This window comes from Vicinamibacteria bacterium (assembly GCA_035570235.1).
In the GTDB taxonomy this organism is placed as follows: Bacteria; Acidobacteriota; Vicinamibacteria; order Fen-336; family Fen-336; genus DATMML01.
Map to the genome: position 1 here is coordinate 12,939 of DATMML010000012.1, position 22,475 is coordinate 35,413.

Genomic DNA, 22,475 nt, shown 5'->3' on the forward strand with positions numbered 1-22,475 from the left:
GGGTCCCCGCCCCGGACCGAAACCGGGGCGCGCTAGCCGCGCTTGGTGAGCGCTTCCACGGTCTGGCGGATGCCCGCCCGTCCAGCGGGGCCGAACCAGGCGTTCAGGAACTCGCCCGCACGGGCGGCCTCTTGCCCGATAATCTCGCGGATGGTCCCCTCGCGCAGGTAGGCCTTGGTCCGTCCCAGGGCGGTTGGGTCCTTCTCCGCGAACTCCTCCAGCCGCGCTAGGCACTGCCCCTCGAAGCCCACCTCCTCCAAGACCTCATGCACGAGGCCCACCGACCGCGCCTCCTCGTCCTTGAAGTTCTGGCCGAGGAGCGCCACGCGGGAGAGGGAGGCGGGGGGTACGGCGGCCTTGAGGAGGATGGCCACCGGCCAGGGAAGAGGGATCCCGACCCGCACCTCGTTGAGGCCGATCTGGGAGCCCAGCCGCAGGATCCGATGGTCGGCGGTGAGGGCGAGCACGCAACCCCCCGCCACCGCGTGCCCGCCGATGGCGGCGAGGAGCGGCTTGGGGAGGCTGAAGAGGGCCAGCGTGGCCTCCCCGAAAGTGACGAGGAAGCGCTCCATGCCCGGCCGGTCGTACTCGAAGAGGGTCACGAGGTCGAGGCCGGGGCAGAACATCTTGGGATGAGCGGAGGCCAGAAGCACCCCCCGGACCCCCGCGTCGCCGGCCAGCTCCCGGCAGGCCCGCAGGAGCTCTTCCACGAACGGCTCGTCGATGGCGTTGCCCCGTGGCTTGTCCATGCGCAGGACGACCAGGTGTCCTTGCCTTTCCACCCGAATCCCGCCCACCGCCGCCTCCTTTCCGCTCGCGAAGACGTGTGATTATCTCATCCCCAGAGCGGGAGCTGGACGGCGGGCGCGCGGGGAGCGGGCTCGACCGGGAACCCATCCTGAAGTCCGTGCTTCTCGCGGAGCCGCCCAATGCGGCCCCGGAGCCAATCGCGGTACCGCCCCTTCAAGTAGACGTGCCCGGCATAGGCCCGCTCGTAGGCCTCGAGGTGCTGGGGGAACGCTCCCGCTAGCCAGCGCAGGTACTTCTCCCGTGTGGGGGAGCGCAGGAAGAGGATGTTCCAGAACATCCGTTTCACCCCCGCCGCGGCCACCCGGCCGAGCAACTCGTCCAGGTCCGCTTCCCGGTCCGTGAGCAGGGGCAGGACGGGGGCGAGGGAGAGGCCGGCCACGATTCCCGCTTCCACCAAGCGGCGCAGGACCTCGATGCGCACCTCCGGGGGCGGGGCCCACGGCTCCAGGGCGCGCAGCAGCGGGGCGCGCGGCGAGATCAGGGAAACATGGACGGAGAGCGAGGAGCGTTCATGGATGCGGAGCAAGAGATCGAGGTCGCGGAGCACGAGCGCGCCCTTGGTGGTGATCGAGAGCCGCAGGCCACGCTGGCGGGCGACGAGCTCCAGGAAGCGCCGGGTGACCTTGAACTCCGCCTCGCCCGGCTGATAGGGATCGGTAGCGGTGCCCAGGGCGACGAGCTCACCCCGGCCGCGGACCACGCTCAGCCGCCTCGCGGTCTCAGTCTCCCCCCCCGACTTGGCGTAGACCGTGGAGTGGAACTCGTCCCCTCCCTTGATCCCCATGAACTCGTGGGTGTAGGCGGCGTAGCAGTAGCGGCAGCCCATGGCGCAGCCGCGATAAGGGTTGACCGTCCAGCGGAAGGGCATGCGCGGGGAGTCGCAGCGGTTCAGGAGGGACCGGGTCTCAAGCTCGCGGTAGGTCACCCCGCCGCGCTCGGAGAGCGCCTCCCGGCCCATGAGCGGAGCCAGATGAGGGGCGGGGATGCCAGGCTGGAACATACACGCGACTTTCGCCATATCTTCGCCACTGGGATACGTGCTGTCAAGGGCCCTCCTCGACACGCCCCAAGGATGCGTGGGATCCTCGGGTCCGGAGGAAAGCACGGCGAGCGGGCGCGCGACGGCGGCGGGGACGGCTACCTACGCTCGGAGATTCCCGGAGAGCGCGGCCCGGGGCCACTTCCGGGAGGCTCTCGGTCTCCATCTCTCCTCCGTCGGCCTCGGCACGTACCTGGGGCGAGCGGACGCGGCCGGCGATCAAGCCTACCGCGAGGCCATCGCGGCCGCGGTAGCGGGTGGGATCAACGTTCTCGATACCGCCGTCAACTACCGGGAAGAGCGCAGCGAGCGCGCGGTGGGCGCCGCTCTCGCGGACCTCGCCGCCGCGGGTTTTCCCCGCGAGGGGGTCGTGGTCGCGACGAAGGGAGGCTACGTTCCCGCGCGCGACCCCGAAAAGTACTTCGAGAAGCAGATCGTTGGGCGGGGACTCGCGCGGGCCGAGGATTTGGTGGCGGGCTGCCACTGCATGGCTCCGGGCTACCTGCGCCAGCAGTTGGACAGAAGCCTCGAGAACCTCGGTCTGGGCTCCGTCGACATCTACTATCTCCACAATCCCGAACAACAGCTCGACGAGGTGGAGCCCGCGATCTTCGGCGTGCGCATCCGGGCCGCTTTCGAAATGCTCGAGGAGGAGGTGGGGCGGGGCCGGGTCGGACACTACGGCACCGCGACCTGGAACGGGTACCGCATTCCCCCTGGCCCGCGCGCGCTGTCGCTGGAGGCCCTCGTGGCCCGGGCGCGCGAGGTGGCGGGCGAGAGCCACCACTTCCGCGTGGTCCAGCTCCCGTTCAACGTAGGGATGCCCGAGGCGCTCGTGGCCCGGACCCAGGTCGTGGCGGGCGCGACAGGCTCCCTTCTGGAGGCGGCGGCCGAGCTGGGGGCGATCGTGATCGGCAGCGCCCCCCTCCTCCAAGGCCGGCTGGCCCGCGGCCTGCCGGCTGGCCTGGCCGTGACCCCTGGCCTCGCGACCGATGCCCAACGGGCTCTCCAGATCGCCCGCTCTGCGCCCGGCCTCACCACCGCGCTCGTGGGAATGGCCCGCCTCTCCCACGTGCGCGAGAACCTAGCCGTCCTGGCCGTGCCTCCCCTGGCCCCCGCGGCCGTCGCCGGGCTTCTGCCCTCTCGCTAAAGCCTGGTGGGGGATGGCCGTATACTCTTGCTTGGGGTCGTTCCCATGCCCACCGCATCCCCACTCGGCGAGGTCCTCGCTCGTCACACCCGGGAGGGCGAGCTCTACTCGAAACTTGGCAACGACCGGGTGCGCTGCGTGGCCTGCGGCCACCGCTGCCTCATCCCTCCCGGCCAGCAGGGCATCTGCAAGGTGCGCTTCAACGAAGGGGGCACGCTGCAGGTGCCCCACGGCTACGTGGGGGCGCTCCAGCTCGACCCTGTGGAGAAGAAACCGTTCTTTCACGCCCTCCCCGGCTCCTCCGCCCTCTCTTTCGGCATGCTGGGATGCGACTACCACTGCGGCTACTGCTTCGTGCCCGGCACGGAGGTGGAAACGCGCGGGGGCCCGCGCATGATCGACGCGCTCTTCCGGGGCGGGGAAGCCGTCTTCGAGAGCGGCGGGGACGCGGTGGCCGTGCGTCCGGGCTTGGAGGTCCTGACTCACCGCGGGCGGTCGCGCCCGGTGCAGGGGGTCTTCCGGCACCACTACCGCGGACCACTCATGGCCATCCTTCCGCGGGGGGGCACCGAGATCCACGCCACTCCCGACCACGAGTTCCTGGTCTCGGCGCGCGCGGCCCGGGGCCTGCCCCCTCCCTCCTTCTTCATGCCCGCCTCTGCCCTGACCGCGGAGTTCGATCTCCTGGAGCCCTCCGCGGACGGCGCCTTCCGGACGCGGCCCATCGAGGACACCCGGATCCTGAGTTACGACGGTCCCGTCTACAACCTGGAAGTGGAGGAAGACCGCACCTACCTCGTGCAGGGGGCGGCTGTCCACAACTGCCAGAACTGGCTCACCTCGCAGGCGCTGCGCGACCCCAAGGCGGTCTCCCTCCCCGAGGAGGTCTCTCCCGCCGCGCTGGTGGCGCTGGCCCGAAAGCACGGAGCCCGCATCATGACCTCCACCTACAACGAGCCCCTCATCACGAGCGAATGGGCGGTCGAGATCTTCCGCGAGGCCAAGGCGGCGGGCCTCGTCTGCTCCTACGTCTCGAACGGCAACGCCACCCCGGAGGTCCTGGACTACATCCAGCCCTTCGTCTCCCTTTACAAGGTGGACCTGAAGAGCTTCCGCGACCGGCATTACCGGGAGCTCGGGGGGACCCTGGAGCGGGTGCTGTGGACGATCCGCGCCCTGCACGAGCGGGGCTTCTGGGTGGAGGTCGTCACCCTGACCGTCCCCGGCTTCAACGACTCGGATGAGGAGCTCGCCGAGATCGCCCGCTTCCTGGCCTCGGTCTCCCCCGACATCCCCTGGCACGTGACGGCGTTCCACCAGGACTACAAGATGACGGACCCGGAGAACACGGGGGTGGCCACTCTGCTACGCGCGGCCGAGATCGGGGTCCGGGAGGGCCTGCACTTCGTCTACGCGGGCAACTTGCCGGGCCGGGTCCGGAACTGGGAGAACACGTACTGTCCGGGCTGCTCGGCCCTGCTCATCGAGCGGTACGGGTTCCGCGTGCTCGCGAACCGGATCTCGCAGGGGCGCTGCCCCGACTGCGCACGGACGATCCCCGGCTTCTGGTCCGCCCCCGTCGCCTGAGGCCGACCCTACCTCTGGATCTTGGGCAGCGCGTCCCGGCAGGCCCGCTTGAGATCGCCTTGCTTCATCGCCGCGTCCATCTCCTCTTTTCCCAAGATAACGCCGTCGATGGTGGGAGCGCTTAGGCACCGCTTTAGGTCGGGGATCGCTTTGCTGGCCCCGGGGCCGAGGGAGCCGAGGGCGTTGGCCGCGGCCTCGCGCACCGAGTAATCCTTGTCCGTATCCAGGAGCCAAATGAGCGAGGGCACCGCCTCCGCTCCCAACAGGCTGGTGAGGGTTTGGAGGGAGCGAATGCGGGTGGCGGGGCTGCGGGCGCGGATGCCCTCGCTCGCCGCCTCGGCCTTGAGGGCCCGCTCCCGCTCCTTCTCCTGCTCCGCCTGCGCCTGGGCCAGCTGCTCCTCCGTGACCGCGTGGCCGGCCGCGATCGCCTTCTTCACGCGCTCGATGTTCTCCTTGAGGGTGGCCGCGTTGCGACCGGCCGCCTGGGCCTTGTCCAGGAAGGCCTGCGCCTGGGCCATGTCCTTCTTGAAGAAGTAGCACCAAGCGATCCCGTTGTAGGCCTCGCCCGCCGTCTTGGGGTCGATCTGGATGGAGCGGTTGAAGGCGGCGATCGAGTCGTCCCAGGTCTTGGTGTAGGAGTAGGCCCAGCCCAGCCCCAGAGCCGCCTGCGCGGCCTGCTCGCCCTTGGGGTCGATCTCGAGCGCCTTCTTGTAGGCGGCGATCGAGTCCGTGGCCTTGTTCATGTTGCGGTAGATCCAGCCCAGGTTCACGTAGGCAGCGGAGTCCTTGTAGCCGGGGGTGGCGATCACCTTCTTGAGCTCGGCGATGCCGGCGTCGTGCTGGCCGGTGATGCCCAGGACGAGCCCGTAGGTGGTGCGGTAGTCCAGGTTCTTGGGGTCGAGCTCCACCGCTTTCTTGTACTCCACCGCCGCGTCCTCCGACCGGTGGCTGAACTGGTAGGCCCGCCCCAGGAGGGCATGGGCCTCGGCCGTGCCCGGCGTCAGGTTGACCGCCCGCTCGAGGGGAGGAATGGCGCCCGCATAGTCGTTCTTCCGGAGGAGGATCCGCCCGAGCTCGAGCTGGGCCTCGCCGCTGCCCGGCATGTCGGTGGCGAGCCTCTGGGCCTCCACGAACGCGCCCTCCTTGTCGCCTTTGGCAATCTGGGCCTGGACGAGGGCCAGCCGCGCAGGCCCGTAGCCGGGATCGGTCTCGAGAGCTTTCTTGTAGGCGTTGACCGTCTGGTCGAGGTTGCCGTTGGCTTCGAAGATCTTGCCCACCGCGACCTGGACCAGGGGGCTGCGCGGGTTCAGGAAAGCGCCTTGCTGGGCCTGGGCGATGGCATCCGGCCAAGCCTTCGGGTTCTCGGCCAGGATCGCGGTCCCCAGCACTGCGAAGGCTTCTCCTGCCTTGGGGTCGACCTCGGTGGCCTTGCGGGCCTCGGCTACGGCCTCCGTCTTCTTGCCCTGGGCGAGAAGCGCGGAGGCCAGCCGGGTCCGGGCGAGAGTGAGCTTGGGGTCGAGCTCCAGGGCCTTGCGGAACGCAGCCCCCGCATCCTCCGCGCGGCCGAGGCCGAGCAGGGCCTCGCCCCGCGCCTCGTGGACGAGGGCGCTGGTGGGGGAGGCCGCCACCGCTTTGTCCGCGGTCTGGAGGGCGCTCGCCGCGTCCTGATTCCGCGCCTGGGCCCGGGCCAGGGCCGCGAGGGCGCTCGCGGTGGGAGAGGACTTCACCTGCTCGACGGCCTCGGTGGCGTGGGCGAGCGCGTCCTTGCCCGCCCCCCGCAGCAGGTCCATCCCCGCCCAGGCGGCCAGAACCTCGGCCCGGGCCGGCCCCGCCGGGCTCGCGTCCTTGGCGCGGGCCAGGGTCGCGGCCGCGTCGTCCAGGTTCCCGAGCCGCTCTTGCATCCGGGCCAGGGCGACGAAGGCCTCGCCGGAGGGGCTTTGCTCGGTGAGCTTGGTCAGGGTCTTGAGGGCGTCCTCAGGCTTGCCCTTTTGAAACTGCTCATCCGCCTTCGCCACCGCCTCGTCTAGCTTTCGGTCGGCAAGAACGGGGGCAGTCAGCAGGCCGAAGACGACGACCGAGGCGGCGACATATCTCATGAGGTGACTCCGTCTCCGTTTCATATTCATATTAGGGTAGCCGGGCACATTATAGCCGGGGCTCGGGGGGCGCACAGCCAAGGGGATCCAGAACGTGGTAGTGTAGGCTTATGGACACGCTTCACGGCTCTCCGCCCAGCCCACCGAGGGCCGCGAAGACCGTGAAAAAGGCGAGTGAGGTCGTTATGGAACCGCCGGGAAACTGTCAAGCCTGCCGCCGGGTCGCCACCGAGAGCATGCTGCGCTACCACCGGGGTGCCGACGTCGTGCACCACGAGAGCCTGCTCCAGTGCGACATCTGCGAGCGCTTCGCCTGCGCAGAGTGCCTGAAAGTCTATGACATCATCTCGGGCTACGACTTTCTCTGTCACCAGTGCGCGCACGAGCTGGGGGCGCCGGGCCCGCCGAGCGGGGGGCACTGACCGCGGCGTGACGGACTGTCCACATTTGGAGGGCTTCGGGGGGCATAAGTGGCACCGGGGGAACACCCGTGTGCACGCCCGTTCTTAAAGACAGCCCGGCCCCGCCCCTCAATTCGTTGAAAACAAAGCCCTTGACAAGTGTTAACACATCGTGGTGCAACCGGCATGGGGTTTGCTACGTCTAAGCCACTAAGAAGGCCATGAAAAAACGCATTCCTGGTGGCTAGTCCAACCTTTCAATCCCGCTAACAATCCTTCCCCCCCCAAAGAGGGGACCCTCCACAGCCGTGAAGAGGGGCGCCGCAAGGCGCCCCGCTTCTTTTTTAGGGAGTGCGCCGCGCCTCTGGGCCGCTCAGAGTCGATCGGCCTCTCACCCGATGACCAGGCTGCCGGACGACGCGGTCCCGTTGTTGCCCTTGTCGTCGGTGAATCCCACGCTGTACACCAGGGAGCGGCCCTTCTTGAGATCGCTGTTGAAGAAGCTGAACACGGTGTAGTCCTGGGTGTGCCCGGCCTCCAGCCGGTTGCCCCCGACGCTAAAAGCGGAGGGACCCTGCTCGGTCCTCTCCAGGAGAGTGCCGTCCGCTTCGAAGTAGTCCAGCCGAACGTAGTTCAGAGCGCAGCCCACACCCCCCGACTCCACCACGTGCAGGGTGTAGATGGTCTCGTTGTAGAAGCCGGGGTGATTCTTGTCGGGGGGCGGATTCACGATCTTGAGCTGGAAGTTGAGGATGGCGATGGTCACGACGGCGCGCGCGGGTGTGGGCGTGGGCGTGGCCACGGGGGTGGGCGAGGTCGTTTTCTTGCACGCGGGCAGGGCGAGGGCGAGGCCCAAGCCGATGACGAGCGCGCGGCGCGACCAAAGGACACCGTCTCCGGCGGACCGACCCGGCTGGCTCATGGCACCCCCCTGCACGCGGTTGATACCCCACCTCCGGTCCCCCGTCAAGGCATCGGCCCCGCACCCGCCCCGCGTTGTCCCGACGCCCGCCTCACTTAAGGAGGTACTCCTGCGCGAAGGCCACGGTGGCGTAGAACTGGAAGTCCGCGTTCTTCTTCTTTGCGAAGCCGTGCCCTTCGTCCTTGGCCAGCAGGTACCAGACCGGGGTTCCGTTCTTACGGACCGTGGCCACCATCTGCTCTCCCTCCTGAAAAGGAACCCGCGGATCGTTCTTGCCCGCCACCACGAAGAGCGGCTTGGTGATCTTCTGGGCCTGGTTCAAGGGCGAGATCCCGAGCAGGAACGCGCGCATCTTGGGGTCGCGCTCGTCCCCGTATTCGACCCGGCGCAGGTCGCGCCGGTAGGCCTCCGTGCGCTCCAGGAAGGACACGAAGTTGGAGATGCCCACTACGTCCACCGAGCATCGGATGCGGTTGTCGTAGTGGGTGGCCACGGCCAGGGTCATGTAGCCGCCGTAGCTGCCGCCCGTGACCAGGACCCGGTCGGAATCGAGGTCCGGCCGGGTCTTGATCCATTCAAGGAGGGCACCGATGTCCTTGACCGAGTCCTCGCGAGCGTAGCCGTCGTCCAATTTCAGGAAGGTCTTGCCGTAGCCGGAGGACCCGCGCACGTTGGGGGTGATGAGGGCCAGGCCCAGCTCGTCGACGTAGTAGTTGAACCGCCCCAGAAAGCCGGGGCGGGCCTGGCCTTCGGGCCCGCCGTGGATGCTGATCACGACCGGCCGCCGCCCCGGGAAGCGGGCGGGGGGCCGATAGAGGAACCCGGAGATGCTGCGGCCGTCGAAGCTTGTCCAGCGGATGAGCTCCGGATCGGCCAGGCCGGCGACCACGATCCCGCCCGTCTCGCTCTCCGTCCAGCGCTCGAGGGCCCCCGTCGTAGCATCCAATGAGTAGGCGTCGGCCGGTGAGCGGACGCCGCTCAGCGTGAAGGCGAGGTCTTTCCCGTTCGCGTGCCAGCGCAGGGCGCCGATGAGCCCGACGGGCAACTTGGGGGCCGGCCTCTCCTTGGCGGTCGCGGTGTCGAGCAGGCGCAGGACATCCACCCCGCCCTCGTTGGTCACGAAGGCGAGGATCCGGCCGTCGGGGGACAGGTCGAACGCGTCCACGTCCCAGGGAACGGTGGAGAGGTAGGTGTGGGCGCCGCTCGCGAGGTCGACGCGGGTCAGGCGGTGGAACTCCGACTCCCGGTCGGTGGTGACGTAGAGGCTCTTCCCGTCCGCAGAGAATCGTCCTCCCGCGTAGTCAACGCTATCCCCGGCCCTTTTGGGGGTGAGGAGCTTTTGCTCCCCCGTGACCGAATCCACGAGCCACAGGTAGCTCTCGTTGGCGGAGATCCCCTGAAGCACAAGGATGGTGCGGTCGTCGGGAGACCAGTCGAGGGGGTGCCACCCCCCGCCCTCCAGCTGCGCGAGAAGGTGATCGCTCTTCGGGTCCCGGGGGTCGATGACATATAGGTCGCGGTCCTTCCCGTTCCGGCGGGTGGAACCGTAGACCATCCGGTCCCCCGTGTGCGAGAAGGGCCCGAGGCCGTTCTGGGAGCTTCCGTCCGTGAGGAGGGTGATCGTCCCCGTGGCCAGATCGTAGCGGTAGAGCTGGCTGAACTCGTTGCCCCCCGTGTCCTTGGCAAAGACGAAGTAGGAGTCGGCGTGGCGTGGGTAGGCGGCGGCGAGCACGCGGTCGGGGAAGAACGTCAGCTGGGTCCGGTCCCCCCCCGGGAAGCGCACGCGGTGCACCTGATTGGTGTCGCCGAAGCGGGTGGTGATGAGCATCTCCCGTTTGGTGGGATGCCAGCTCTGGACGAAAGCCGCGCGGGACTCCGTGTAGCGGTCGACCGTGGCCGCGAGCCCGGCCGGGATGGGCGGGATGCCTTCCGTGACCAGGGCCGCGTCGGGGGCAATGGCGGGCGTCTGGGCGGGAAGGGGGGGAGCCCCCAGAAGCAGGATCGGGATCAGGAAGCGTGGATTCATGACAAAGGCTCCTTTTCGGGGCGATGGCCTCCAGCGATTATGTTACCCGCTCCGGGCGGGCGGGGGCGGCCTTGGCCCGGGCGCGCAGGGCCAAGGCCTCTTCCACGGCCAGGCGTGGGTTTACCACTCCCCAGCCCTGCCGGTCCACCTCCACCGTGGCCATGCGTCGGGCGGTGCGGATCAGGATGAGCTTCGTCTGCTGGGGCGTTATCTGGGGGTTGGCCTCAATCATCTGGGCGGCGATGGAGGAGACGATGGGGGCCGCGAAGCTCGTTCCGTCCACGTGCTTGTAGTGCCCCGAGATCACACGGTTGTCCCGGAGCTTCAGCTCCACGAGCTGTCGGATAAGGGCGGGCTCGAGGTGGAGGGCGGCTTCGAGGGCGGCGTCCACTCCCGGGTGGGCGGCGATCGTGGCCGGCAGCGCGGCGTCGGGAGTGGCGGCCAGGAGGGAGAGCAGCGCGGCCTGGGCGGCGGTAGGGGTGCCGGGCAGGATGGGTGCGGCCACCCAGATCCCGGGCGCGATCACCTCCGGCTTCTGCAGCCCATCAACCGTCGGCCCGTAGCTGGAGTGGTACATCTGGTAGCCGGAGAAAGCGAGGCGGTTCTTGTCGTCGAGGCCGCCCACGGTCAAGACCGAGGGGGCGGAGCCGGGGGGGATCACGGCGTGGCGGGGGTGGTTTCCCAGGTTGCCCGCGGCGGCACAGACCAGGATTCCCTCCCGGGTGGCCCGGTCCGCGGCCTGGCTGAGGCCGTCCTTGAGGTAGGAGGCTTCGTAATCGCCCCCGCAGCTCACGTTCACGATCCGGATGTCGTAGCGCGTGCGATTGCGGATCACCCACTCCAGCCCGCGTCGGATGTCGTCGTGCACGATGCGACGGGCGCTGCCCACCTTGACCAAGACCAGCCGGGCCTCGGAGGCCAGCCCCCGGTAGAGCCAGCCCGAGAGGCAACCGTTCCCACAGGCCACGACCGAGGTCATCATCCCGTGCCAGCTGGACTCGTCGGGGGTCTCAAGGTCGGTGCGCCGGGCCCGGGGGTTGTTCACGTCCAGGTAGCGCCGGATGCGGTCGGAAGGCCGGGTCAGGTCGGGGTGGGCGTAGAAGCCGGAGTCGAGGAAGGCGATGGTGACGCCGCGTCCCGTGAACCGGTCGGAGGCCCCCAGGCGGACAGGGGTGGGGAGGATGGGGCAGGTGCCTCGGTCGAAAGCGGGGTAGTGGGCGCGGGCCTCCTCCGTCGCCTCCGAGAAGCGCCGCGCGCAGTCGCGGCAGATGCGGTCCGCGCCGGGGTGCCACCACGGGTTGTTGGCGAGGATGAGGAGCAGGACCTGCGGGTCCAGGTCCCCCACCCCCCCCTCCCCGCCTAGGTCGGAAAGGCAGAGGGCGCAGGGGGAGCTCCTTGTGGCCGGGGCCGGCTCCATGAGCCCCCGAGTATAATGCCCGCGGAGGTCATCCTTCTCATGGACCTGGTGGCAATCCAGAAAGCCCTGACCGAGGAGCGGCTGGATGGCTGGCTCCTCTACGACTTTCGGGGCTCCAACCCCATCGCGCGGGCGGTGATCGGCTTTGACGAGAAGCAGATCGGCACCCGGCGCTGGTTCTACCTCATCCCCCGCACGGGGGAGCCGGTGGCCATCCTCCACGTGATCGAGCCCCACGCCCTCAAGGGGGCGCCGGGGAGGAGCGTTCTCTACCGCTCCTGGCAGGAGCTCGAGTCCTTGCTGGCCTCCCACCTCAAGGGGTTAAAGCGCGTGGCCATGGAGTACAGCCCGGGCGCGGCCATCCCCTACGTGGGCCGGGTGGACGCGGGGACGATCGAGATGGTGCGGGCGGCGGGGCCGGAGGTCGTGAGCTCCGCCGACCTCGTCCAGGTCTTCGAGGCCCGCTGGACGCCCGCGCAGAAGGGGCTCCACGATCAAGCCGCCCGCGACACCCTGCTCGCCAAGGATGAGGCTTTCCGGTTGATCCAGGATCGGTTGGCCTCCGGTCGGTCTCTGAAGGAGAGCGAAGTCCAGGCCTTCATCCAGGCCCGTTTCGAGGCCCGCCACCTCTTCACCCACCACCCCTGCATCGTGGCCGTGAACGAGCACGCCTCCGACCCCCACTTCGAGACCGCCTCCGGCCCCGACGACCGCGAGATCAAGAAGGGGGACCTGGTCCTCATCGACCTCTGGGCCAAAGTGGCCAACGACCCCCGGGCCGTATACTACGACGCCACCTGGATGGGCTACTGCGGGAAAGACGTGCCCGCGCGGATGCGTGAGGTCTGGGAGGCGGTGAAGGGGGCCCGGGACGCGGCGGTGACCTTCGTGATGGACTCCGTCAAGGCCGGGCGCACGATCCACGGCTACGAGGTGGACGACGTCTCGCGCCGCTACATCGAGGCCCGCGACTTCGGCCCCTACTTCCTCCATCGCACCGGCCACTCTATCGGCTACGAGGTCCACGGCAACGGGGTCAACATCGACAACCTGGAGACGCGAGACCAGCGCACGATCATCCCCGGCGTCTGCTTCTCGATCGAGCCCGGGGTCTACCTTCCGGAGTTCGGGGTGCGCAGCGAGATCGACATGTACGTGGGCGAGGGCCAGGCCGAGGTCACGGGCGACATTCAGCGCGAGCTCTTGCTCCTGGCCTGAGGCGCGCCCGGGCGGGCGGGCCCGGCCGTGAGATAATCCCCGCATGAAGACCCGAATCCTTGGGCGCACCGGTCTCGCCGTCTCCGAGATTGGCTATGGGGCCTGGGGGATCGGGGGCGGCATGTGGGTCGGGGCCAAGGAGGACGAGAGCCTCCGCGCCCTGCACCACGCCATCGACCGGGGCGTCAACTTCATCGACACCGCGATCGTATACGGGGAGGGGCAGAGCGAACGCCTCGTGGGCCAGCTGCTGCGCGAGCGGAGCGAGACCATCTGGGTGGCGACCAAGATCCCGCCCAAGAACCTGATCTGGCCGGCGGCCCAGGGGGTGCGGGTCTCCCAGGTGTTCCCGGGCGACCACATCCTCCGCTCCTGCGAGAAGAGCCTGCGCAACCTCGGCCGCGACTCGGTGGATCTCCTCCAGCTCCACGTCTGGCGGGACGAGTTCCTGGACCAAGACGGCTGGAAGGACGAGTTTCTCTCCTTGCGGCAGTCGGGCAAGGCACGCTTCCTGGGAATCTCCATCAATGACCACGACCCCGGCTCCGCCCTGCGCGCGGTGGCCTCCGGCCTCTTCGACGCCGTGCAGGTCATCTACAACATCTTCGACCCCACGCCCGCGGAAGCCCTTTTCCCGGCCTGCCGGAAGCACGGGGTGGGGGTGCTGGCCCGGGTACCCCTGGACGAGGGGGGGCTGACCGGCACTATCACCCCCAAGACCGTGTTCCCGGAGGGGGACTTCCGCCGCGACTATTTCCGCGGCGCCCGCCGGCGGGAGGTGTTCGAGCGGGGGGAGGCCCTGAAGACGCTGCTCGACGGGGAGGCAAAAACGCTCCCCGAGTTGGCCCTGCGCTTCTGCCTCAGCCCGGAGGCGGTGTCGACCGTGATCCCGGGCATGCGGCGGGTGAGCACGGTGGATGCGAACGTCGCCGTCTCCGACGGCCGCCCGCTCTCCCCCGCGCTTCTGGGCCGCCTGCGGACGCATGCCTGGCCCCGCAACTTCTACGCGGACTGAAGCCCGGCTCTAGTCCCCGAGCCCGGAGGAGAGCGCGGTCTCGGGCCTGATGAAGCTGAAGGCGCCGGCCTCTTGGTGGATGGCTTCCACCGCCTCCACCCCAATCTGTTCCGCGGCTCGCAGTCCCTCCCGCACCTGGTCGGTGTGGGAGACGGTGCTGTTGTCGCAGCAGAGGGCCACCGGCACCCCCGCCTCCAGGAAGGCGTGGATCGGGTGTCGGGCCCCCGCGGGCACCGCCCCCGTGTGGTAGTTGCTGGAGAGGCAGCACTCGACCGCGATCCGATCCCGAGCCAGGCGCCGGAGCAGCTCCTTGTCTTTCGCGGCCGCGCAGCCGTGGCCGATGCGGTTCGCCCCCAGCTCGTCCACGGCCTGCCAGACGTACTCCGCCCCCGCATCCTCCCCCGCGTGGGCGGTGAGGCCCAGGTGACCCAGGCGGGCGATCTCGTACGCGCTGCGGAAGAGCCGGGGGGGATTGCCCCGCTCCGGTCCCGCGATGTCGAAGCCCACCACCCCCGTCCGCTCGTGGAGGTGTTGGGCCTCGGCCAGGGCCTGGCGGGCCAAGATCTTGGCGATGTGGGGTCCGTGCTGGCGCATCGCGATCACTACCATCCCCAGCTTCATCTGGGGGTGACGCTTCCGCGCGTGGTTCATGCCGGAAAGGGCGGAGCGGATGGACTGCCGGGGGGTGAGGCCGGCGTAGGTGTGGATGACGGGGGAGTAGCGGAGCTCAAGGGTCACCACCCCCGCCGCCGCCGCCGCGTCCACGATGGCCTCCGTGACCCTGCTGATGTTCTCGTAGAACTGGGTCACCCAGAGGGGGTAGTGCATCTTGTCCAAATAGGCGAGGAGGGTGCCCTCCTCCCCCTCCTGGATCTCCAGGTGGCGGCGCATCTCCTCCAGGCTGTCCACCGGGTTGAGGCGGTAGTGCCGCATCAGCTCCCAGGTGACCTCGGCGGGGATCGAGCCGTCGACATGCTGGTGGAGTTCGATCTTGGGGAGGGCCCGCAAACGGGCCTCGAGGTCCGGCATGACGGGGCGGGATCGTATCACGTGGACCGCAGCAGCGGTCGGGTCAGGCAGGTCGGGCCACCGTTTCCCTTCCGTGAGATCTCGTCTCCCTCGTACTCCTCCACCGAGCACCCGAACGCCTCCAGGCGCCGGCGGGTGAGGGGCAGGCCGCTCAACATCACCACCCCGCGCGGGACCACGGCCAGGACGTTGCAAGCCATGGCCGGGTACTCCTCCTCCGCCACGTCCACGAGCTCGATCCCCCGCGAGCCGAGCAGCTCGAAGAGGGGGACCGGAAGGAGCCGGCGGTAGACGAGGGCCAAGTCCTCGTCCAGGGGGCTGATGATGGAGAGCAGGTGGAGAAGGCCCTGGGGCCCGTCCGCGTGGGGCATGTGCACGTCGATGACCTGGATACCCAGGGGGCGGAGGAGCGACCTCAGCTGGGCGACCCCCGCCCCGTTGGTGCGGAAGCCGCGGCCCACCACCAGCGTCTTTTGGTCGAGCCACAGCATGTCCCCGCCCTCTGCGGTTCCCTCCCCGTCCACGAAACCCAAGAGGGGCACCCCCCAGGAGGCCAGGGCCGCGGCCAGGGCCGGGCCCTCGCCCCGACGATCCGGCTTGCCCATCCGGAAAACCACCGCTCCCTCTTCGGTCACGAGCCCGGCGTCGTGGGCGTACAGAGAGTCGAGGGTGGTGCCCTCGCCTTTGGGCAGGTACAGCACCTCCGCCCCCGCGGCGGCGAGGAGGGCGACGAGGAGGTCGTGCTCCTGGTTTGCGCGCTCGAGGTCGGGAGGGGCGGTGAAGCCCAGCCGCTGCCACTCCGCGGCGATCCGCGCCGGGGAGCCAAACGCGTCCTCCGGCCTCTTCACGATCACACGGCGCAGGGGTGCGACCATGCTCTGCGCGCCAAAGGCCCCCACGTGCGCCTAGGGAACGCCCACCGGGGTGTTCTCCCGCTCCGCGGCTTTGGCCCCGGCGCCCTCGCGCCGGCCCAGGGTTCCTGCCTCGAGCCAGGCGTGGCGGCCGGCCAGGACCTCGGTGGCTACCCGGCGGCGACGGGGGTCGTCGTTGCTCCAAAGGCCGAGGAAGAAGCTCTTCACGCGTCTCCGCGCCATGCGACAGAAGAGGTCCGCCATCTCCCGGGCCCCCTCCGCCTCCGGATGGCCCGCCGCCCCCAGGGCATGCGCCCGCGCGACGGACGCCCCCATGGCGAAGAGCTCGTTGGCCACGTCCACTAGGCGAAAGAGGAAGGCCTGCCTGTGCTGCAAGCCCGCTCGGTACACCGCCATCCCGTGGAAGCTCTCCCGGGCCAGCTTCCGGCAGCTCCGCTCCAGAAATCGCAGGTGGGGGGCCAGAGGCCCGAAGGCGGAGTAGCGCGGCCACCGTCCCCAGCCCAGCCAGCGGCTCGGGTACCACCACGCGTAGAAGGCCGCCATCTTGGGCAGCGCAGCCAGCCGGGAGGAAAGGCTCTGCTCGGGATCGGCGAGGGCGCCCGCCAACTGGAGGTGGCGGTCCACCGCCTCCCGGGCCATGAAGAGGTGCATGATCTCGCTGCTGCCCTCGAAGATCTTGTTGATGCGGTAGTCGCGCATCATGCGCTCCACCCCGATCGGCTCCTCCCCGCGGTTGGCGAGCGAGCGCTCGGTCTCGTAGCCGCGCCCGCCCCGGATCTGCATGGTGTCGTCCACGATCTCCCAGCAGCGGTCGGTGTTCCACTCCTTGGCCGCGGCCGCCTCCAGCCGGATGTCGTGCCCGCCCCGGTCCGACATCTCGGCGGCCAGGCTCGCCACCGACTCCATGGCGAAGGTGTGGGCGGCCATGGCCGCCAGCTTGTGGGCGATGGCCTCATGCTGGCCCACCGGCTTGCCCCACTGCACGCGCTCCTGGGCCCAGCGCCGGCAAATCTCCAGGCAGGCCTTGGCGGTCCCGACCGAGCTGTTGGGGATGGAGAGACGACCGTCGTTCAGGGTGGTGAGGGCGACCTTGAGCCCCCGGCCCTCCGCTCCGATCAGGTTCGCGGCCGGCACCCGCACGTTCTTGAAGCTGATGACCGCGTTGGCGAGGGCCTTGAGGCCCATGAAGTGGCAGCGGTGCTCGACCTTTACCCCCGGCCAATCCGTCTCCACCACGAAAGCGCTGATTTTCCGGGTGCGCGGATCCGCGGCCATGACTACCAGGAGCCGGGCGAGGGTGCCGTTGGTGCACCAGAGCTTGGTGCCGTTCAGGAGGTAGGCGTCGCCGTCCGGGGTTCTCTCCGCGGTGGTGGCGAGCCGGGCGGGATCGGAGCCCACGTTGATCTCGGTCAAGGCGAAGGCCGAGATTTCCCCCGCCGCGCACCGGGGCAGGTATTTCTTCTTTTGCTCCTCGGTCCCGAAGAGCTTCAGGGGCTGGGGGACGCCGATCGACTGGTGCGCCGAGAGCAGGGCCCCAAGATTTCCGTCCGCACTCCCCAGGAGCAGCATGATCTTGTTGTATTCGGCGTTGCTGAAGCCCAGGCCCCCGTACGGCTTGGGGATCTTCATGCCGAAGGCACCCAGCCTCCGGAGCCCGTCCAGGACCTCCGGCGGATACTCTCCGCTCGCGTCGATGGCCACGGAGTCGACGCGGGTGCGCAGGAACTCCGAGAAGGCAAGGTAGAAGGCCTTGAACTCGGGCCGCTCCTCCCCGGCTAGGGGGAAGGGGTGGATGAGGTCCAAGCGGAAGTTACCCAGAAACAGCTCGCGCATGAAACTGGGCCGCTCCCACTCCACCTGGCGGGAGGCTTCCGCCACCCTCCGGGACTCCCGCTCGGTGACCTCAGACGTGGTCATGGACCGCCTCCCGTCCATTGAATTGTAACCCCCCCCGCCGGTGGACCAGGGATGCGCGCGGTCCCACGGAGGCCGGCCGCCCGGTTACGATGGCGAGCGAGTGGCCAGCTGGCCGCGAGGAGGCGACCCTGGATCTCGACCCCAAGCTGCTCCGCCGCGCCGCCGCCCACCTTCGGCGCCGCGATCCCGTCCTGGCCCGGATCATCGCGGAGGTTGGCCCCTGCCGCTTGCGGGTGGAGCGCGGGGGCGGCCCTTTTTCCGCCCTCGTGGAGTCCATCGTCTACCAGCAGATCACGGGTCGCGCCGCGGCCACCATTCACGGCCGGCTCTGCGCGCTCGCGGGGGGCCGAAGGCCGCGCCCGGAGGACATCGCCCGTGCCTCGGACGCGGCCCTGCGCAAGGCCGGGCTGTCCCGCCAGAAGATCGGCTACCTGCGCGACCTCACGTCCCGGGCCCGGGAGGGCCTTCCCCTCGGCCGCATCTCCCGCCTCCCCGACGAGGCCGTGATCGAGGCCCTGACCGCGGTCAAGGGGATCGGCCGCTGGACGGCGGAGATGTTCTTGATCTTCCGGTTGGGTCGCCTGGACGTGCTGCCCGTCGACGACTACGGCATCCGCAAGGCCATGCAGAAGGCCTACCGGAAGCGGGCCCTGCCCAAGGCGGATTGGATGCGGCGTCAGGCGGAGCCCTGGGCGCCTTACCGCACCGTGGCCAGCTGGTACCTGTGGCGAAGCCTGGACGGCCCGGGGGGGGACTAAACCCGGTCCGGCGGCCTTTGCGCGGGGGGGGGAGTGATGGCAGCATAGGCCTTCTTTCCGAAGAGGCGGATTGAACGTCCCCTTGGCCGCGACAACATTCGACTCCTGGTTCCAGGCCCGGCACCCCGACATCCGCCTGGGGGGCGCTCATTCCGTCCTCAAACTGGCGGGGGAAGGGGCCACCGTCCCCTTCATCGCCCGCTATCGCAAGGAACAGACGGGCAATCTGGACGAGGTCCAGATCGAGCGCACCCTGGAAGCCCGGGAGCTCTGGGACCGGATCGTCAACCGCCAGACCGTCGTCCTGGAGTCGATCGAGCGTCAGAAGAAGCTGACCCCCGAGCTCAAGGATAAGATCCTCTCCGCTTTCGAGATCGACCTTCTCGAGGACCTCTACCTTCCCTTCAAGCAGAAGCGCAAGAGCAAGGCGGCGCAGGCCCGGGAGGCCGGCCTCCAGCCGCTCGCGGACTGGATCTGGGACTGCGGCCACGGCCTCGACCGCCCCCAGCCCGGGCAGACCCTCGAGCTGTGGGCCTTTACCTTCCGCGACGAGGAGAAGGGAATCAAGGATCCGGAGGCGGCGGTCTTGGGGGCGCGGGACATCCTGGTGGAGAGGCTGGCCGAGATCCCGGAGCTGCGGGCCTGCGTGCGCAGGGGCATCTTCGAGAACGGGTACGTGCGCTCCACCCTGGCCGGGAAAGCCAAGCCGAACAGCAAGTACGAGCACTATTTCCGTTTCCAGGAGCGGATCACCTCGCTGCGCGAGCCCCAGAACTCCCACCGCTACCTGGCGCTGCGCCGGGGCGCGGCCGAGGAGGAGATCACGCTCCTCGTGGCCCCACCCCCCGAGGACTCCGATTTCGAAGCTCGGCTCCTGCGGACTTTCGAGGCCGCGGCCTGCACCGTGCCCGACTCGCCGGGGGCGGCGGTGCTCGCGAAGGCGGCCCAGCTAGCCTTCAAGGAGCACGTGCTGCCGAGCGTGGAGCACGAGGTGCACCGCAGCCTCAAAGAGGCGGCGGACGAGGCCGCCATCCGGGTCTTCGCGGAGAACGTGCGCCGGCTGCTCCTGGCCCCTCCCTTCGGCGCCCGGCCGGTCCTGGGGGTGGACCCCGGGCTGCGAACCGGCTGCAAGCTGGCGGCGGTGGATGCGGCCGGGGGCTTTGTCCGGAACGAACTCCTTCACCTGGAAAACGAGGAGGGAAAGGCCCAGGCGGGGCCCCGCCTGGCCGAGATCGTCCGCGGAGACGGGATCCAAGCGGTGGCGGTGGGGAACGGCACCGCCGGGCGTGAGACCGAGATCTTCGTGCGCCACGCCCTAAAGGAGCAGGCGCTGACCATCCCGGTCGTGATGGTGAGCGAAGCGGGGGCGAGCGTCTACAGCGCGAGCGAGGTGGCCCGCGAGGAACTGCCGGACTTGGACGTCACCGTGAGGGGGGCCATCTCCATCGCCCGGCGCCTGCAGGATCCGCTGGCCGAGCTCGTCAAGATCGAGCCCCGAAGCATCGGGGTCGGCCAGTACCAGCACGACGTCGCCGGAAAGGCCCTGGAGAAGAGCCTGGAGCGGGTCGTGGACTCCTGCGTGAACCAGGTGGGGGTCAACCTCAACACCGCCTCCCCGCACCTGCTCGCCCACGTCTCCGGGATCGGGCCCGCCCTGGCCCGAGCCATCGTGGAGCACCGCGCGCACAAGGGCCTGTTCGCCTCCCGGGCCGCCCTTCTCGCGGTGCCCCGCCTCAACAGCAAGACCTTCGAACAGGCCGCGGGCTTCCTCCGCATTCCCGGCGGCGAGCAGCCCCTCGACAACACCAGCGTCCACCCCGAGCGCTACGCGGCGCTGGAAGCGCTGGCCAAGCGTCTGGGCAAGGCAGTGGCGGACTTGCTCGGACCCGGGGTGGAGCTGGTCCGGCAGGCCGCCGGACTGGCCGAGGAGGTCGGGAACTACACCTTCGAGGACATTGTCAAGGAGCTGGAAAAGCCCGGGCGCGATCCCCGCACCGCCTTCGTGCCCTTCGCCTTCCGGGAAGACGTGCACGACCTCCCCGACCTGAAGCCCGGGATGGCTTGTCCCGGGATCGTGACCAACGTGACCAACTTCGGCGCTTTCGTGGATATCGGCGTCCACCAGGACGGCCTCGTCCACATTTCCCAGCTCGGGGCCCAGTTCGTGAAGGACCCCCGCGACGTGGTGAGCCCGGGGGACCGGGTGACGGCCCGCGTGCTCCAGGTCAACCTGGAGAAGAAGCAGATCTCCCTCAGCCTGAAACCGGCGCCGCCCGACCGGAAGCCCCCGCGGTCGCGCCGTCGGGAGGCCAAGGCAGCGCCTTCTAAGGCACCCGCGCCCGTGTCTCGGCCCCCGTCCCGGCCCCCGGGCCCGCAAGCCCGGCCCGCACCCCGAGAAGTGTCCCGCCCGCCCGCGGGGGCTCGGCGGCCGCCCTCCCCCCGTCCGACGCCACGGAGCCGGGCCGCGACCCCGCCGGACAAGGTGGCCCCCGCCTTCAACAACCCCTTCGCGGTCCTGGCCCGGCTCAAGGGGCCGGGGAAGGGCGGGCCCGAAGGAGGCGGCTGAGGAGTCGCGTCGCGCGCCCTGTCAAGGGTCGCGGCCGGGTCCGGTGGCTACTCCGTGCCCGGCCCGGTGGGGATCACCGCGGTCAATCCGTTTTGATACCGGCGATCTTCTCGATGATGGGACGCGAGCCCTCGAGGGCCACCCGCTGCAGGTAGAAGGCGAGGCCGCGCGGCCCGCCCAGCTCTTCGCCCCCGCCCGCGCGCCCGGGGCCTCCGTGGACGAGGGAGGGCAGCACCGTTCCCGGCCCCGGAGACTGCTCCGCGATGCGCGCGCTGCCTAGGAATACGCGGCCGTGAAACGGAGCCAGGCCGAGCACGACGTCGACGGTGAAAGGGGCGTCCTCCGAGTACACGGAGGCGACCAGACCGCCGCCCCCCCGGGCCACGATCTCCGCCGCCTCCCCCGCCCGCCCCGAATAGGGCACCACCGTGGCCACGGGGCCGAAGACCTCGCGCCCGTGGACGGCGGGGGCGTCCGCCCCCGGCTCGACCTCGATGAGGGCGGGCGAGACGAAGAAACCCTTTCCGGGGGGCGCGCCCAGGGCCTTCACCTCCGAGACCCCGAACACGAGCCGACCGTCCGCGGCCAGGGCGGAGACGCCTTCGCGCACGTCGCGGAGCTGGGAGACGGTGGCCAGGGGACCCATGCGCACGCCGTCGTGGGCAGGGTCTCCCACCGTGATCCCGCCCAGGCGGTCCACAAGGTCGTCCCGGACCCGGGCCGCCACCGCTGCGGGGGCCAGGACGCGGCGGATGGCCGTGCACTTCTGGCCCGCCTTCTGCGTCATGTCCCGGAGCACGTCCTTCAGGAAGAACTCGTAGGTCTCGGAGCCGGGATCGGCGTCCGGTCCCAGCACCGCCGCGTTCAGGCTGTCCGCCTCCACGTTCACCCGCACCGAGTTCCGCAGCACTTGGGGCAGGGACCGTATCTTGAGCCCGGTGTCGCTGCCCCCCGTGAAGGCCACCACGTCCTGCGGCCCCAGGTGCTCGAGAAGGTCGCCCACCGGACCCACCAGCAGCGAGAGGGCGCCCTCGGGCAGGACTTGCTCCTCCAGCAGGATCTCCACCATGCGGTGGGCGAGGAGGGCGGAGCTTGTGGCGGGCTTGCTCACCACCGGCACCCCCGCCAAAAGGGCCACCGCCGCCTTCTCCGCCAGGCCCCAGGCCGGGAAGTTGAAGGCGTTGATGTGAACGGCCACGCCCTGACGCGGGACCGCGATGTGCTGGCCGTGGAAGCGGGGTGAGCGGCCGAGGGTGATCCCCTCCCCGTCCACGAGGAACGTGGCCCCCCCGAGGCCCTGGCCGATCTCGGCGTAGGCGGCCAGCGTGAAGATGGCCCCGTCCACGTCGAACTTCGCGTCGCTGCGGGTGTTGCCCCCGCTGCGGACGGAAAGGTCGAGGAGCTCGTCGCGGTGGGTCTGAAGGGCTTTGCCCATCGCCCCGAGGAGGGCGCCGCGCTTCGCGAAGCTGAGGGCGCGCAGGGCGACCCCGCCCTGGGTGCGGGCGAAAGCCAGGGCGGCCTTCCCGTCGGTGGCCCCCCCTCCCACCGAGGCCAAGGGCTCCTCGGTGGCGGGGTTCACCAGGGTCTCTGAGGAGGCACCCCCCCTCTCCACCCAGCGCCCTCCGAGATGGCTCTTGAGGGTCAGCACTGCT

At 69.7% G+C, this 22,475-nt stretch carries 17 protein-coding genes; 7 read left to right on the top strand and 10 right to left on the bottom strand.

Annotated features, from left to right (window positions below; genetic code table 11):
* Positions 1-32: 32 nt before the first annotated feature.
* The gene (locus VN461_01550) at positions 33-797 is read right to left on the bottom strand and encodes an enoyl-CoA hydratase/isomerase family protein (GenBank protein HXB53432.1); all 765 of its coding nucleotides are present in this window, start codon (positions 795-797) and stop codon (positions 33-35) included.
* Positions 798-835: 38 nt separating this feature from the next.
* Positions 836-1,828: a radical SAM protein gene (locus VN461_01555; GenBank protein HXB53433.1), complete on the bottom strand. Its 993-nt coding sequence runs from the start codon at positions 1,826-1,828 to the stop codon at positions 836-838.
* 58 nt (positions 1,829-1,886) lie between these two features.
* On the opposite strand from VN461_01555, the gene VN461_01560 reads away from it, so the two are divergent.
* Together VN461_01560 and VN461_01565 are read left to right on the top strand one after the other, a co-directional pair.
* On the top strand, positions 1,887-2,999 hold the full coding sequence (locus VN461_01560) for an aldo/keto reductase (protein ID HXB53434.1): 1,113 nt from the start codon (positions 1,887-1,889) through the stop codon (positions 2,997-2,999).
* A 45-nt stretch (positions 3,000-3,044) separates the two neighbouring features.
* Positions 3,045-4,586: a radical SAM protein gene (locus VN461_01565; protein HXB53435.1), complete on the top strand. Its 1,542-nt coding sequence runs from the start codon at positions 3,045-3,047 to the stop codon at positions 4,584-4,586.
* Positions 4,587-4,594: 8 nt separating this feature from the next.
* Here the strand turns inward: VN461_01565 and VN461_01570 are convergent, their stop codons facing one another.
* Positions 4,595-6,682 (bottom strand): tetratricopeptide repeat protein, encoded by a 2,088-nt coding sequence (locus VN461_01570; GenBank protein ID HXB53436.1) that lies wholly within the window; start codon positions 6,680-6,682, stop codon positions 4,595-4,597.
* Positions 6,683-6,867: 185 nt separating this feature from the next.
* Between VN461_01570 and VN461_01575 the strand changes: the two genes are divergently transcribed.
* Positions 6,868-7,104 carry a hypothetical protein gene (locus VN461_01575; GenBank protein HXB53437.1) on the top strand — a complete coding sequence of 79 codons (237 nt, stop codon included), beginning with the start codon at positions 6,868-6,870 and terminating at the stop codon, positions 7,102-7,104.
* Positions 7,105-7,474: 370 nt separating this feature from the next.
* On the opposite strand, the gene VN461_01580 is transcribed toward VN461_01575, so the two are convergent.
* The 3 genes from VN461_01580 to VN461_01590 form a co-directional block, all read right to left on the bottom strand.
* Positions 7,475-8,005, bottom strand: a complete 531-nt coding sequence (locus VN461_01580) for a hypothetical protein (GenBank protein ID HXB53438.1) — start codon at positions 8,003-8,005, stop codon at positions 7,475-7,477.
* A 91-nt stretch (positions 8,006-8,096) separates the two neighbouring features.
* Positions 8,097-10,031 carry a S9 family peptidase gene (locus tag VN461_01585; protein HXB53439.1) on the bottom strand — a complete coding sequence of 645 codons (1,935 nt, stop codon included), beginning with the start codon at positions 10,029-10,031 and terminating at the stop codon, positions 8,097-8,099.
* A gap of 37 nt (positions 10,032-10,068) precedes the next feature.
* A complete protein-coding gene (locus VN461_01590) occupies positions 10,069-11,376 on the bottom strand; it encodes a S8 family serine peptidase (protein HXB53440.1) in 1,308 nt (435 codons plus the stop codon).
* 87 nt (positions 11,377-11,463) lie between these two features.
* Between VN461_01590 and VN461_01595 the strand changes: the two genes are divergently transcribed.
* On the top strand, positions 11,464-12,666 hold the full coding sequence (locus VN461_01595; protein HXB53441.1) for a M24 family metallopeptidase: 1,203 nt from the start codon (positions 11,464-11,466) through the stop codon (positions 12,664-12,666).
* Between the two features lie 43 nt (positions 12,667-12,709).
* Positions 12,710-13,681 carry an aldo/keto reductase gene (locus VN461_01600; protein ID HXB53442.1) on the top strand — a complete coding sequence of 324 codons (972 nt, stop codon included), beginning with the start codon at positions 12,710-12,712 and terminating at the stop codon, positions 13,679-13,681.
* Between the two features lie 9 nt (positions 13,682-13,690).
* On the opposite strand, the gene VN461_01605 is transcribed toward VN461_01600, so the two are convergent.
* Genes VN461_01605 through VN461_01615 form a run of 3 tightly spaced genes read right to left on the bottom strand, consistent with a single transcriptional unit; the run spans position 13,691 to position 17,499 of the window.
* Positions 13,691-14,710, bottom strand: a complete 1,020-nt coding sequence (locus VN461_01605; protein HXB53443.1) for an adenosine deaminase family protein — start codon at positions 14,708-14,710, stop codon at positions 13,691-13,693.
* Between the two features lie 17 nt (positions 14,711-14,727).
* Entirely contained in the window at positions 14,728-15,585 is an 858-nt protein-coding gene (locus tag VN461_01610) for an arginine deiminase family protein (protein HXB53444.1), read from the bottom strand.
* Between the two features lie 30 nt (positions 15,586-15,615).
* Positions 15,616-17,499: an acyl-CoA dehydrogenase family protein gene (locus VN461_01615; GenBank protein ID HXB53445.1), complete on the bottom strand. Its 1,884-nt coding sequence runs from the start codon at positions 17,497-17,499 to the stop codon at positions 15,616-15,618.
* An 89-nt stretch (positions 17,500-17,588) separates the two neighbouring features.
* Here VN461_01615 and VN461_01620 point away from each other — a divergent pair, with 89 nt between their 5' ends.
* Positions 17,589-18,257 carry a DNA-3-methyladenine glycosylase gene (locus tag VN461_01620; GenBank protein HXB53446.1) on the top strand — a complete coding sequence of 223 codons (669 nt, stop codon included), beginning with the start codon at positions 17,589-17,591 and terminating at the stop codon, positions 18,255-18,257.
* Between the two features lie 70 nt (positions 18,258-18,327).
* Positions 18,328-20,823, top strand: coding sequence for a Tex family protein (locus VN461_01625; protein HXB53447.1), 2,496 nt, complete (start codon positions 18,328-18,330; stop codon positions 20,821-20,823).
* An 82-nt stretch (positions 20,824-20,905) separates the two neighbouring features.
* Here VN461_01625 and VN461_01630 read toward each other — a convergent pair whose 3' ends face one another.
* Positions 20,906-22,471, bottom strand: coding sequence for a 3,4-dehydroadipyl-CoA semialdehyde dehydrogenase (locus tag VN461_01630; protein HXB53448.1), 1,566 nt, complete (start codon positions 22,469-22,471; stop codon positions 20,906-20,908).
* Positions 22,472-22,475: the final 4 nt, after the last annotated feature.